General features: G+C 66.4%; 9 protein-coding genes and 1 riboswitch. Of the genes, 2 read left to right on the forward strand and 7 right to left on the reverse strand.

Going from position 1 to position 13,580, the window contains the following annotated elements:
* Positions 1–27 precede the first annotated feature (27 nt).
* From AC5P57_RS14865 to ilvC, 6 genes are all read right to left on the reverse strand, one after another.
* A complete protein-coding gene (locus AC5P57_RS14865; protein WP_495219642.1) occupies positions 28–807 on the reverse strand; it encodes a class I SAM-dependent methyltransferase in 780 nt (259 codons plus the stop codon).
* A 10-nt stretch (positions 808–817) separates the two neighbouring features.
* Positions 818–2,404 carry a 2-isopropylmalate synthase gene (locus AC5P57_RS14870; protein WP_262235324.1) on the reverse strand — a complete coding sequence of 529 codons (1,587 nt, stop codon included), beginning with the start codon at positions 2,402–2,404 and terminating at the stop codon, positions 818–820.
* On the reverse strand, positions 2,401–3,492 hold the full coding sequence (locus AC5P57_RS14875) for a threonine dehydratase (RefSeq protein WP_262235323.1): 1,092 nt from the start codon (positions 3,490–3,492) through the stop codon (positions 2,401–2,403). Before AC5P57_RS14875 ends, AC5P57_RS14870 begins: the two co-directional genes overlap by 4 nt.
* Before the next feature lie 99 nt (positions 3,493–3,591).
* Entirely contained in the window at positions 3,592–3,840 is a 249-nt protein-coding gene (locus AC5P57_RS14880) for an ACT domain-containing protein (protein ID WP_262235322.1), read from the reverse strand.
* Positions 3,824–5,560, reverse strand: coding sequence for an acetolactate synthase 2 catalytic subunit (gene ilvG / locus AC5P57_RS14885; protein WP_099555196.1), 1,737 nt, complete (start codon positions 5,558–5,560; stop codon positions 3,824–3,826). Before ilvG ends, AC5P57_RS14880 begins: the two co-directional genes overlap by 17 nt.
* Positions 5,561–5,597: 37 nt before the next feature.
* Positions 5,598–6,572 carry a ketol-acid reductoisomerase gene (ilvC, locus tag AC5P57_RS14890; protein WP_099555194.1) on the reverse strand — a complete coding sequence of 325 codons (975 nt, stop codon included), beginning with the start codon at positions 6,570–6,572 and terminating at the stop codon, positions 5,598–5,600.
* Between the two features lie 708 nt (positions 6,573–7,280).
* On the opposite strand from ilvC, the gene ggt reads away from it, so the two are divergent.
* Positions 7,281–8,999 carry a gamma-glutamyltransferase gene (gene ggt / locus AC5P57_RS14895; protein WP_099555192.1) on the forward strand — a complete coding sequence of 573 codons (1,719 nt, stop codon included), beginning with the start codon at positions 7,281–7,283 and terminating at the stop codon, positions 8,997–8,999.
* A gap of 628 nt (positions 9,000–9,627) precedes the next feature.
* On the opposite strand, the gene AC5P57_RS14900 is transcribed toward ggt, so the two are convergent.
* Positions 9,628–11,205 (reverse strand): BCCT family transporter, encoded by a 1,578-nt coding sequence (locus tag AC5P57_RS14900; RefSeq protein WP_099552929.1) that lies wholly within the window; start codon positions 11,203–11,205, stop codon positions 9,628–9,630.
* Positions 11,206–11,470: 265 nt separating this feature from the next.
* Positions 11,471–11,572, forward strand: a riboswitch (TPP riboswitch).
* A gap of 82 nt (positions 11,573–11,654) precedes the next feature.
* Here AC5P57_RS14900 and thiC point away from each other — a divergent pair.
* The gene (thiC, locus tag AC5P57_RS14905; RefSeq protein WP_099552930.1) at positions 11,655–13,499 is read left to right on the forward strand and encodes a phosphomethylpyrimidine synthase ThiC; all 1,845 of its coding nucleotides are present in this window, start codon (positions 11,655–11,657) and stop codon (positions 13,497–13,499) included.
* Positions 13,500–13,580: the final 81 nt, after the last annotated feature.

Consider the following 13,580-nt stretch of genomic DNA (forward strand, 5'->3'; position numbering starts at 1 on the left):
ATCAGGAAAGATAGCGAAAAGGTCATGTCAGCGACGGCGGGCGAGGACCCGCAGGCGCACGTAGTCGGCCAGCGGCTGACCGGCGGCGTTGTGCGGCAGATCGGCCAGCAGTGCAGCGGCGGCCTCGCGCACGGTGGCGCGGGCCTCGCTGGGCAGGTCATCCAGCAGCGGCACGGCGAATACCCGCAGCCAGCCGGCCACACCGGTCGGCAGTGCGGTCGGGCGCGGCGTGCACTCGATCAGCTGCACATGGAAGCCATGCTGGCGCAGGCGGTCGGCGTAGGCATCGGCCGTCGGGAAATACCATTGGAACGTGCTGGCGCCGTGGCCATGGGCCACGCGTGCGGCCTGCACCGCGGCGATGATCGTGGCCACGTTGCCATGGCCACCGAACTCGGCGACGAAGCGGCCACCGGGGCGCAGGGCACGGCGCACGCCTTCCAGCACGCGGTCCGGAGTCGTCATCCAATGCAATGCCGCATTGCTGAACACCGCATCGAACGTGCTGTCGAACGACAGCGCGTGGCCGTCCATCACCTGCGCGTCGACACCGCGCGCACGGGCGGCGATCACCAGTTCCGGCGAGGCATCCACACCGTGGATGCGCGCACCGCTCAGGGCCAGCTCGGTGCTGAGTACGCCATCGCCACAACCCAGGTCGAGGATGCGCTCACCGGCGCGCGGATCGAGCAGGCGCGCCACCGCGCCGCCGAGCAGCGGCACGAAGCCGGCATCGATCGCATAGTCCTGGGCGTTCCACTGCTGGCCAGCGGCGCTGGCCGGGGTGGGGGTGTCGAAGGCGCTCATGGCAGGTTCCTCAGGCGGTGGCGGGGGTGGGAACGTCGGTGCTGCTGTGGGCGGCGGCCTGGCGCTGGCGCAGCAGGCGGTTGGCGACATCCAGCCAGGCCAGCGCGGACGCTTCGATGATGTCCTTGCTGGTGCCGGTGCCGTCGTACTCCACGCCCTCGTGGCGCACGCTCAGGTTGGCTTCGCCACGTGCATCGGCGCCGATGCCGACGCTGTGCACGTGGTAGCTGTCCAGCATCAGCTGCACGCCGGTGGCGGCCGACAGCGCGCCGAACAGCGCATCGACCGGGCCGTCGCCCTGCGCGGTCTCGGCCACGCGGTTGCCGTCCGGATCGGACAGTTCGACCAGCGCGTTGGCGCGGCTGCCAACATCACTGATGGTCATCGACGCCAGGCGGTAGCCCTGTGCGTTGGAGCCGCCCTGCATCAGCGTCTGCAGGTCGGCATCGGTGACCACGCGCTGCTGCTCGCACAGGCCCTTGAACTGCTCGAACACCAGCTTCAGTTCGTCTTCGTCCAGCCAGAAGCCCAGCGCACGCAGGCGCGCTTCAACAGCGGCGCGGCCACTGTGGCGGCCCAGCACCATCTGCGAATCTTCCCAGCCCACGTCGTCCGGACGCATGATTTCGTAGGTGCCGCGGTGGCGCAGCATGCCGTGCTGGTGGATGCCCGATTCATGGGCGAAGGCATTGGCGCCGACGATCGCCTTGTTGCGCTGTACCGGCATGCCGACCAGGCGCTGCAGCAGCTGCGAGGTGCCGACGATGCGCGGAGTGTTGATCGCGGTGTCCTGCTCGTAGAAGGCCTGGCGCACCTTCAGCACCATGGTGATTTCTTCCAGCGAGCAGTTGCCGGCGCGTTCACCGATGCCGTTGATGGTGCACTCGACCTGGCGCGCGCCGCCTTCGATGGCGGCCAGCGAGTTGGCCACGGCCAGGCCCAGGTCGTTGTGGCAGTGCGCGCTGAAGATCACGTTGGCGGCATTGGGCACGTCGGCGACGCCGGCGATGACCTGCTGGAACATCGCGCGGATTTCCTCCGGCGTGGTGAAGCCGACGGTATCGGGCAGGTTGATGGTGGTGGCGCCAGCGGCGATCGCCACGCGCGATACTTCGATCAGGTAATCCAGCTCGGTGCGGGTGGCATCCTCGGCCGAGAATTCGACATCGTCGATGTAGGAACGGGCCAGCGCTACGTGCTTGCGTACCGACTCCAGGACCTGCTCGCGGGTCATCCGCAGCTTGTGCTCGCGGTGCAGCGGGCTGGTCGACAGGAACACGTGCAGACGCGGGTTGACCGCGGCTTCCAGAGCGCGTGCGGAAGTTTCGATGTCGGCCTGCAGGCAGCGTGACAGCACCGCCAGGCTCAGGCTCGGGCGGCGCAGTTCGCGGCCGATCAGTGCCATCGCCTCGCGGTCGGACTGCGAGCTGGCCGGGAAGCCGGTCTCGATGATGTCCACGCCCAGTTCGTCCAGCGCACGCGCCATCACCAGCTTCTGCGGCGGGCTCATGCTGCAGCCGGGGGACTGCTCGCCGTCACGCAGGGTGGTGTCGAAGATGCGGATGCGCGGGGTGGTAATTCGTTCGATGGTGGTCACAGGGAAATCTCCTCGACAGCGGGCGTTGCGGCTTGCAGGTGGGAAGGGGAAGAGGTGGGGGAGGGCGGCGCGCTGGCCTTGGCGGGCGAGCGGGGTGTTTCGCTGCGCCTTCGCCGTGGCTTGCGCGGCGGGCGCGGTCGGATGTCGGTCAGCAGGCCGGCCAGGACGCCGGCATCGATGTTTCCACCGGAGACCACCGCGCACTTGCGGCGGCCCGCGACGCGGCGGCCAGCAGCCAGCGCCAGCGCACCGGCGCCCTCGGCGATGATGTGTTCTTCCAGTGCCAGCCGGACCAGGGTTTCGCGCAGTTCGGCTTCGCGCACGATCACCACATCGTCCAGCAGCGAGGTGCACAGGCGGCGGGTCAGGAAGCCGGGAATCTTCACCCGCACGCCGTCGGCCAGCGAGGCGACGGGGGCGATCTCGCGCACGTCGCCGCGGATCGCGCGTGCCATCGAATCAACGCCTTCCACCTGCGCGCCGACTACGCGTACGCCCTGTGATTTCAGTGCCAGTGCAACGCCGGAGGCCAGGCCGCCGCCACCGATCGGCACGATCACCACGTCCGGCGCGTGCGCGGCCAGCTCGATGCCGACCGTGCCCTGGCCGGCAATCACATCGGCATCGTCGAACGCGGACAGGAAGCGGTAGCCATGGCGTTGCGCCAGTTCGACCGCGAAGGCGTAGGCCTCGTCATAGCTGGTGCCGTGCTGGCGCACGGTCGCGCCCCAATGGGCGACGCCGGCGATCTTGGTGGCCGGGGCACCGTGCGGCATCACGGTGATCGCGGGCACGTCCAGGCGATAGGCCGCCCACGCCACGCCCTGGGCATGGTTGCCGGCCGAAGCGCAGATCACTGGCCGGGTGTCACCGCGCTCACGACCGGCCAACAGCGCGTTCAATGCGCCGCGTACCTTGTAGGAACCGGTGCGCTGCAGGTTCTCCAGCTTCAGCCAGGTGCCGAAGCGCTCGGCATGGTGCAGCGGGGTGGGCGGCAGGAAGCGGCGCAGGCGGGCCTGCGCAGCCAGGACGTCGGCGACGCTTACGTCGCCGACATCGCTTTCCTTGCCGGCATCAGCGGCCGGCATGGGCCACCAGCGGGTTGCCGGCATGCGCCGGGCGCGGGCACGGGCGACGAAGAAGACGCCTCCGTGCCGGCACCGTGGTCGCTACGGTACGGGTGTTCATCATGCAGCTCCTTCCACGGGCGTCAGCTGTACCGACACGCAGTCGTAGATCTTCTCGATCTGCCGGCACAGCGTTTCCGCCGGGCGCTGGCCATCCACCACCAGCTGCAGGTGCCAGCGACCGTCATCGGCGGCCACCGGCGCGCCGTTGATCGCGCGCGGTGCGAAGCCACGACGCTCGGCCATGCCGATCACGCGCAGCAGCGCGCCTTCGGCCGGGTGCAGCACCAGGTCAAGCCGGTATTGCATTGGGGGTCTCCTGGCGGGCATGGGCGGGGTTGCTTTCCAGCATCGTGCTGTTGGCAGTGTTCGGCGGCACCAGCGGCCACACGTTGGCGCGTGCATCGATGGCCACGTGCAGCAGCGCCGGGCCCGGTTCGGCCAGCAGCGCGGCCAGGCCGCCTTCCACGTCGTCGCGGTTGTCGATGCGGGTGGCGGCGATGCCGAACACCTGCGCCAGTGCCACGAAGTCCGGGTTGTCGGACAGATCGATCTCGCTGTAGCGCTCGGCGAAGAACAGCTCCTGCCACTGCCGCACCATGCCCAGCGAACTGTTGTCCAGCAGCACGATCTTCACCGGCAGGCGGCAGCGGGCGATGGTGGCCAGCTCCTGCACGTTCATCATGAAGCTGCCGTCGCCGGACACCAGCACCACCGTGCGCTCCGGGCAGGCGAACTGCGCGCCCATCGCTGCCGGCAAGCCGAAGCCCATGGTGCCCAGCGCGCCACTGGTCAGGTGGTTGCGGGGGTGGTTGAAGCGGCAATGCTGCGCCACCCACATCTGGTGCTGGCCGACATCGCAGGCGATCACCGCATCGGCCGGGGCCAGCTCGCTCAGGCGCTTCAGCAGCGCCGGTGCGTAGATGTGCTGGCCTGGTGCGTCGTAGCGGGCGGCGAAGCGATCGCGGTGCTGCGCACAGCGCTTGCGCCATGCGTCCTGGTGGGCCTTGGGGGAGGGGAAGGCCGCACGCAGGGCGCGGATGGCGTGACCGACATTGCCGGGCACGGCGACATCGGCACTGCGCAGCTTGGAGATCTCGTACGCGTCCGCATCGATGTGGACGACGCGGGCGAACGGTGCGAACTCGGCCAGCTTGCCGGTGGCACGGTCATCGAAACGCGCACCCAGCACCAGCAGCAGGTCACTTTCCTGCACCGCCATGTTGGCCGCGCGGGTGCCGTGCATGCCCAGCATGCCCAGCGACTGCGGATGACTGGCCGGCAGTGCACCCAGGCCGCGCAGGGTCATCACGGTGGGAATCGCGCTGGCTTCGACGAAGTCGCGCAGGTCCTGCACGGCGTCACCCAGCGCGATGCCGCCACCGGCGTAGACCACCGGCTTCTCGGCTGCCGCCAGCGCGGCGATGGCCTCGGCGATGGCCGCGTCGGCCGGCGCCGGCGGCGGTTCGATGCTGCTCGGCACATGCACCGGCAGATGGCTGGCATCGGCCAGCTGCACGTCCTTGGGCAGGTCGATCAGCACCGGGCCGGGGCGGCCTTCGCGGGCAATACGGAAGGCATCGGCCACCACGCGCGGCAGGTCATCGACGCTGCGCACCAGCCAGCTGTGCTTGACGATCGGCATCGTCAGGCCGAACACATCCAGCTCCTGGAAGGCATCGGTGCCCAGCAGCGACGTGCCGACCTGGCCGGTGATGCAGACCATCGGCACCGAATCCAGCATCGCGTCGGCGATGCCGGTGACCAGGTTCGAAGCGCCCGGGCCGGAGGTGGCCACGCAGACGCCGACCTGGCCGCTGGCGCGGGCGAAGCCATTGGCAGCCAACGCCGCACCCTGCTCATGGCGTACCAGAATGTGCTTCAGCGACGAGTCCACCAGCGCGTCGTAGAACGGCATGATGGTGCCGCCGGGATAGCCGAACAGCGTGCGGACGCCCTCGGCCTCCAGCGCCTGGGTCAGCCAGCGCGCGCCGTTGGGCGGCGTGCTGCGGTGTGTGGGAGAGTTCATGGGGGAACCTTGCAGAGCGGGTGGGGGTGCCGCGTTGTTACGCGGCTTGACCTTGCAACCAGACCATCTTGGCGCGCAGTTCCTTGCCTACCTTCTCGATCGGGTGTTCCAGGTCGGCCTGCTTGAACCTGTTGTAGTTCGGCAGGCCCGCTTCGTACTCGGCCACCCAGTTCTTGGTGAAGGTGCCGTCCTGGATGTCCTTCAGCACTTCCTTCATGCGCGCCTTGGTGCCGGCATCGATCACGCGCGGGCCGCTGACGTAGTCACCGTACTGCGCGGTCTCGGAGATGAACTCCAACATGCGCGAGATGCCGCCTTCATAGAACAGGTCGACGATCAGCTTCAGCTCGTGCAGTACTTCGTAGTAGGCGATCTCCGGCTGGTATCCGGCTTCCACCAGGGTCTCGAAACCGGCCTGCACCAGCGCCGAGGCACCGCCGCACAGCACGGCCTGCTCGCCGAACAGATCGGTCTCGGTCTCTTCCTTGAAGGTGGTCTGGATCAGGTTGGCGCGGGCACCGCCCAGGCCACCGGCATAGGCCAGCGCGTACTCGGCAGCCTTGCCGCTCTTGTCCTGGTACACGGCCCAGATGCACGGCACGCCACGGCCGATCTCGTACTCGCGGCGCACCAGCGCACCCGGGCCCTTGGGCGCGACCAGCACCACGTCCAGGTCTTCGCGCGGCTTGATCATGTCGAAGTGCACGTTCAGGCCGTGCGCGAACAACAGCACCGCCCCCTGTTTCATGTTTGCAGCCAGCACGTCGTCGTAGAGCTTCTTCTGCACCATGTCCGGGGTCAGCACGGCGACCAGGTCTGCATCCTTTACTGCATCGGCCGGCGCTTTCACGGTGAAGCCGTCGGCCTGTGCCTTGACCTCGGTCGGGCCGCCCGGACGCAGGCCTACCACCACGTCGAAGCCGGATTCGCGCAGGTTCAGTGCGTGGGCGCGGCCCTGGCTGCCGTAGCCGATGACGGCGATCTTGGTCTGGGGCAGGTCGTTGGTGCTCATGGGGGAGGTTCCTTGCGGTGGGAAGAAAAAAGAACGGCCGGTCGTCGAGGTGACGTGCCGGCCGGTCAGGGGAAAGCGGTGGGGGAGGTGCCATGCATCGCACGCGAACATCCGCCACGAGGCGTCGCGGTGGTGTGGGTCCGGGTTTTGAAGTTGGCGGTGTGCATGGTGGTTGCGTCTGAAACCAGGTCCTGAAATGAAAAAACCCGCACCGGGGCGGGTGCGGGTTTTTGATGAGTTCCGGTGTGTTTGTTGCTTACACGCTGGCTCGTCCCGCACCTGTTGGTTGGGTAATAAGTACGAGCACAAGAATCGAACGCAGCGAGGCGGCGCCGGTGTCGGCGGCTTCAATGTGGGTTCGCGGTGGCGTGTTGTGATGCAACATGTGATCGAGAGAAACACAGCCATTTCGGCGGTGTCAACCCTGGCGACGGATTTTTTATCGGTTTCCGCTGCATCCAGCGCAATCGCTTGCGGCACAAGGATGGTTGCCGCTGAAAGTGTTTTGGTGAACCGGAATTCAGTCTTTTCGGTGGGTCTTTTGCGCGGGAATGAGGGGCTGTTGTGTCCGCGCTCGCAGGAATCTGTCGACAGCCGCCCCCCGCCCGCTCCCGCCGGGATCTCAAGGCGCCCATGACCTCTGCCCGATACCGCGTGAAGGCCACAGCGGTGAAGATCGGGGAACCACCCTTCCATCGGAACCCGACCGTGTCCCGACGCCTTGCCCGTTCCCTGCTTGCCGCCGCCGTGCTGGCCACCGTGCCCGCGCTGTCCCTTGCCGCCGACCGCATCACCGGCCATACCTTCGCTACCCGTTCGGAGGTGATCGCTCCACATGCGATGGCCGCTACCTCGCAGCCACTGGCCACCCAGATAGCGCTGGACGTGATGAAGAGTGGTGGTTCGGCGGTGGACGCGGCCATTGCCGCCAACGCCGCGCTCGGTCTGATGGAGCCCACTGGCAACGGCATCGGCGGCGACCTGTTCGCCATCGTCTGGGACCCAAAGACACAGAAGCTCTATGGCTACAACGGCTCGGGCCGCTCGCCGAAATCGCTCACCCTGGCCGAGTTCCAGCGCCGTGGTCTGAAGGAGATCCCAGCCACCGGCCCGCTGCCGGTCTCCGTGCCAGGCGCGGTCGATGGCTGGTTCGCCCTGCATGATCGCTTCGGCCGCAAGCCGATGGCCGACAACCTGGCGCCGGCCATCCGCTACGCACGCGAGGGCCACCCGGTGGCCGAAGTGATCGCCTACTACTGGGACCGCTCGGTGCCGAAGCTGTCGCAGTACCCGGGCTTCAAGGAGCAGTTCACGATCAACGGCCACGCCCCGCGCAAGGGCGAGATGTGGAAGAACCCGAACCTGGCCAGCACCCTGCAGAAGATCGCCGACGGCGGCCGTGATGCTTTCTACAAGGGCGAGATCGCCCACACCATCGGCGACTACTTCAAGGCCAACGGCGGCTACCTGAGTTACCAGGACCTGGCCGACCACCGCGGTGAATGGGTCGAGCCGGTCAGCAGCAACTACCGTGGCTACGACGTGTGGGAACTGCCGCCGAACAGCCAGGGCATTGCCGCGCTGCAGATCCTCAACGTGCTGGAAGGCTACGACTTCTCGAAAATCCCGTTCGGTTCACCGGAGCATGTACACCTGTTCGTTGAAGCGAAGAAGCTGGCCTTCGCCGACCGCGCACGCTTCTACGCCGACATGGCGTTCCAGCCGGCGCCGGTGCAGAAGCTGATCTCCAAGGAGTACGCCGCGCAGCGCCGCGCGCTGATCTCGATGGACAAGGCGTTGAAGGAAGTGCAGCCGGGCACGCCGAAGCAGCTGGAAGAGGGCGACACGATCTACATGACCGTGGCCGACGCCGACGGCATGATGGTGTCGCTGATCCAGTCCAACTACCGCGGCATGGGTAGCGGCATGGCGCCGCCCGGGCTGGGCTTCATCCTGCAGGATCGTGGCGAGATGTTCGTGCTGCAGAAGAACCATCCCAACGGCTACGCGCCGGGCAAGCGCCCGTTCCAGACCATCATTCCGGCCTTCATCACCAAGGGCGGCAAGCCGTATGCCAGCTTCGGCGTGATGGGGGGCGCGATGCAGCCGCAGGGCCACGCGCAGATCGTGATGAACCTGGTGGACTTCGGGATGAACCTGCAGGAAGCCGGCGATGCACCGCGCATCCAGCATGAAGGCTCAACCGAACCGACCGGCCAGGCCACGGCGATGACCGACGGTGGTGAAGTGAATCTGGAAACCGGCTTCCCGTACGAGACGGTGCGCGCGCTGATGCGCAAGGGGCATCGCATCGTGTTTGCCGACGGCCCGTATGGCGGCTACCAGGCAATCATGCGTGATCCTGAGACCGGGGTGTATTACGGTGCTTCGGAGAGTCGCAAGGATGGGCAGGCAGCGGGGTATTGAGGTTTCCCGGCCACCGGGCTGAGCCCCCTCTGCGGTGATGGCAGTGATATGAGGCTTGGCCGGGCGGGTGGGCTGGTCGGGGGACGCCGTGAATCCGTCCCTGCAGGCTTGGCAGCCGCTTGCTCGTGTGCGCTGTCCTGCGCACACGGCAAGACCGGGGTTGGGCGTCCTGCCCAACCCGCCCGAGGCATGCCTCGGGCCCATGCGGCTGACACCCCCGCCCAGCCCACCCGCCCGGCCCCTGACAGTTTCCGTGGCCGCCACCGCAGGAAAAGAAAAAAGAAGAGCAAGAGCAAAGGCAACGGCAACAGTCGCGGGCTTTGGGGTGGGGTCGGATCCGTTTTCCGCAGGAAAACGGATCCGACCCCTTCTTGTTTTTCGATACACCTCATCCACGCATGGCGTGGATCTACTGCCGTCACCGGGAAATTGTCGGAGGCGGGGAGGGGACAGCTGGCGGGACCGTCCACGGCATGGATGCCGTGGCCGAGCCTACAGGGATGTACTTGCGGCGTGTCCCGCCAGCTGTCCCCTCCCCGCCAAACCAGCAGCAACCCAGAGCCGCTCCTGCTTCGGCCGTTGCCGTTGCATTGAGCAGGTGCAGGGCTGCAAGCCCTGCAAAACAAACTCAACCCTGATCCTGCGCCCGCGCCGCCTCCACCTGCGTCTCCTCCTGCGCCGCCATCTCGCGCGCGATCCACGCATCGATCATGTGCCGCTGGCGCTGCGCCTGACGTCGCTCACGCGTGTACTCCTGGTCCAGAACCCGGTACAGCGACACCATCACCAGCACCATCAGCAACGCGAACGGCAATGCTGCGATCGTGATCATGCCCTGCAGCGCGTCCAGTCCACCGGCCAGCAGCAACGCCGCTGCGATCAACGCCACCGCAATGCCCCAGGCCAGCTTGCGCTTCAGCGGTGGGTCGCCGGCCTCGTCGGTGGACATGCTGGCCAGCACCAGTACCGCCGAATCGGCCGAGGTTACGAAGAAGATCATCAGCAGTACCAGCGCGATGCACGACAGCAACAGCGGTAGCGGCATGCTGTCGAACAGTGTGAACAGCACCGTCTCGTAGCCATTGCCCAGCGCCTGCACCAGATCGGCATGGCCGAAGATCTGTGCCCACAGCGCGGTGCCGCCGAACACCGCGAACCAGAAGAAGCCCAGCAGCGTCGGCGCGAGCACTACGCCGATCACGAATTCGCGCACGCTGCGGCCACGCGAGATGCGCGCGATGAACGATCCCACGAACGGTGCCCACGAGATCCACCAGGCCCAGTAGAAGATCGTCCAGTCCGCCACCCAGGTGCTACCCGAAAAAGGCGACATGCGCAGGCTCATCGTCACCAGCTGGTTGAGGTAGGAGCCCAGCGTGGTGGTGAACGTATCGAAGATGAAGCCGGTCGGCCCAAGCACCAGCAGGATGGCTGCCAGCAACGCAGCCAATGCCAGGTTGAAGTTGGACAGCCATTTCACCCCGCGTTCCACGCCACTGGCGGTGGAGGCCATGTACAGCACGAAGGCGACGGCAATGATGGTCATCTGCACCGCGACGGTGGCCTGCACGCTGAAGACGCGTTCGATACCTGCCGCGATCTGGATGGTGCCGAAGCCGAGCGTGGTGGCGACACCAATCGCCGTGGCAACTACGGCAGCGATGTTGACTACCCGACCGATCCAGCCGCGATGGTGACGGCCGATGATCGGTTGCAGCATGTCGCTGACCAGGCCGCGCCCGTTGCGGTTGAACTGGAACCAGGCCATCGCCAGGCCGATCAGCGCATAGATCGCCCACGGATGCAGGCCCCAGTGGAAGAATGCATAGCGCATCGAGGCGCGCGCGGCGTCCATGCTTTGCGGCGCCAGGCCCTCGGGCGGCTTGCTGAAATGCGAGATCGGTTCGGCCGCACCCCAGAACACCAGGCCGATGCCCATGCCGGCAGCGAACAGCATCGACATCCAGCTGGCGCGGGAGAATTCCGGCTCGGCATCTTCACCACCGATGCGCAGGTTGCCGAAGCGACCGAATGCCAAGTACATCAGGAAAGTCAGCGCCAGGAACACGACCAGAAGATAGAGCCAGCCGACACTGCGGACGACATCGGCGAGTACCGACTGCACCACCGTATTGAAGGGGCCCGGTGCAACACCGGCAAGCAGCACCAGAAGCAGAACCAGTGCGATGGAAACGCGAAACACCATGAAGGAGCTTCTCCGATCAAGGGATTGAGGGGAGCGAGCAGAGCTTGCTGCGAGGGGCCGGCGACATGCAGCACAGACCGGGCAGGAGCCGCGAAGGCGGCGAGATAAGCATCGTTCGCGACGACACGATGCGCGTGCACGTTACTGAACGCGATGTCACGGTTCTGTTAACGAATAGCGATTGGGGTCAGATCCGCTTTCCGCAGGAAAGTGGATCTGACCCCGGGAGCAACTCCGGAGGCGGGCGGTCTATGCTCTAATGCACACCAAGAAGCGGGGGTACCGCGGCCATGTGGCCACGGTTGAGACAGTCCCTTGGAACCTGATCCGGCTCATACCGGCGTAGGGAAGCTTTGCAGTGCAGCCATGCCCGGACTCCGCCCAAGGACCGTCCGGGCGCGGCAGCAGTGCGCCGCCGCTTCGTCCCTGACCTTCCTGGACGATGCCCGATGAACGCACAGCTCTCCGCCCTGCAGCAACAGGCCCAGCAACTCTCCGAATCCGTGACCCGGCCCATTCCCGGCTCGCGCAAGATCCACGTGCCCGGTTCGCGTCCGGATCTGCAGGTGCCGATGCGCGAGATCGCGTTGACCCGCACGCCGACGCTGTTCGGTGGCGAAGAGAATGCACCGGTCACGGTCTATGACACATCAGGTCCGTACACCGATCCGGAGGTGCGCATCGATCTGTCCGCCGGTTTGCCGGAGCTGCGTCGCGGTTGGGTGGAGGAACGTGGCGATACCGAGCAGCTCGAAGGACTGAGCTCTTCGTTCGGCCGCGATCGCGAGCATGACCCGAAGCTCGATGCGGTGCGCTTCCCCGCGCGCAGCCTGCCACGCCGTGCGCGTGCAGGTGCCAACGTCACCCAGATGCATTACGCGCGCCGCGGCATCATCACGCCGGAAATGGAATTCGTCGCCATCCGCGAGAACCAGCGGCTGGACGCGATCCGCGATGCCGGCCTGCTGCAGCAGCACCCGGGCGAGGCGTTCGGCGCGTCGATCCAGAACATCATCACCCCGGAGTTCGTGCGCGACGAAATCGCCCGTGGCCGTGCGGTGCTGCCCAACAACATCAACCACCCGGAAAGCGAGCCGATGATCATCGGCCGCAATTTCCTGACCAAGATCAACGCCAACATCGGCAATAGCGCCGTCTCTTCGGGCATTGCCGAGGAAGTGGAGAAGCTGGTGTGGGCGATCCGCTGGGGCGGTGACACGGTGATGGACCTGTCCACCGGCAAGCACATCCACGAAACCCGCGAGTGGATCATCCGCAACTCGCCGGTGGCGATCGGCACCGTGCCGATCTACCAGGCGCTGGAAAAGGTCGACGGCCGTGCCGAGGCGCTCACCTGGGAGATCTTCCGCGACACGCTGATCGAGCAGGCCGAGCAGGGCGTGGACTACTTCACCATTCATGCCGGCGTGCTGTTGCGCTATGTGCCGCTCACTGCCAAGCGTGTTACCGGCATCGTCAGCCGTGGTGGCTCGATCATGGCCAAGTGGTGCCTGGCGCACCACAAGGAGAATTTCCTCTACACGCATTTCGAAGACATCTGCGAGATCATGAAGGCCTACGACGTGACCTTCTCGCTGGGTGACGGCCTGCGCCCGGGCTGCATCGCCGATGCCAACGACGCCGCGCAGTTCGGTGAGCTGGAAACGCTGGGTGAGCTGACGAAGATTGCCTGGAAGCACGATGTGCAGACCATGATCGAAGGCCCCGGCCATGTGCCGATGCAGCTGATCAAGGAGAACATGGACAAGCAGCTGCGTGAGTGCGGCGAAGCGCCGTTCTATACGCTGGGCCCGCTGACCACCGACATCGCACCCGGCTACGACCACATCACCAGTGCGATCGGCGCGGCAATGATCGGCTGGTTCGGTACGGCCATGCTCTGCTACGTGACGCCGAAGGAGCACCTCGGCCTGCCCAACCGCCAGGACGTGCGCGACGGCATCATGGCCTATCGCATCGCCGCGCATGCAGCCGACCTGGCCAAAGGCCATCCGGGCGCGCAGGTGCGTGACAACGCGCTGAGCAAGGCGCGCTTCGAGTTCCGCTGGGAAGACCAGTTCCATCTCGGCCTGGATCCGGAGAAGGCCAAGGAATTCCACGACGAGACGCTGCCGAAGGACGCGCACAAGCTGGCCCATTTCTGCTCGATGTGCGGCCCGCACTTCTGTTCGATGAAGATCACCCAGGACGTACGTGACTACGCAGAGGCCGGCATGAAGGAGAAGTCGCAGGAGTTCCGTGCTGCCGGTGCCGAGGTCTACCGCCAGGGATGATGCTGCACCGGTAGCGCCGGGCCATGCCTGGACGGCGCCGCGGTCCAGGAGAACCGCCGGGCGTGGCACGGCGCGACCCGT

This window comes from Stenotrophomonas sp. YJH_SMC_79 (assembly GCF_059367995.1).

Excerpts from the sequence above, each read along its gene's own strand:
- AC5P57_RS14865 (WP_495219642.1), bottom strand. The coding sequence starts at position 807 with ATGAGCGCCTTCGACACCCCCACCCCGGCCAGCGCCGCTGGCCAGCAG.
- AC5P57_RS14875 (WP_262235323.1), bottom strand. The coding sequence starts at position 3,492 with ATGCCGGCCGCTGATGCCGGCAAGGAAAGCGATGTCGGCGACGTAAGC.
- AC5P57_RS14880 (WP_262235322.1), bottom strand. The coding sequence starts at position 3,840 with ATGCAATACCGGCTTGACCTGGTGCTGCACCCGGCCGAAGGCGCGCTG.
- ilvG (WP_099555196.1), bottom strand. The coding sequence starts at position 5,560 with ATGAACTCTCCCACACACCGCAGCACGCCGCCCAACGGCGCGCGCTGG.
- ilvC (WP_099555194.1), bottom strand. The coding sequence starts at position 6,572 with ATGAGCACCAACGACCTGCCCCAGACCAAGATCGCCGTCATCGGCTAC.
- AC5P57_RS14900 (WP_099552929.1), bottom strand. The coding sequence starts at position 11,205 with ATGGTGTTTCGCGTTTCCATCGCACTGGTTCTGCTTCTGGTGCTGCTT.
- thiC (WP_099552930.1), top strand. The coding sequence starts at position 11,655 with ATGAACGCACAGCTCTCCGCCCTGCAGCAACAGGCCCAGCAACTCTCC.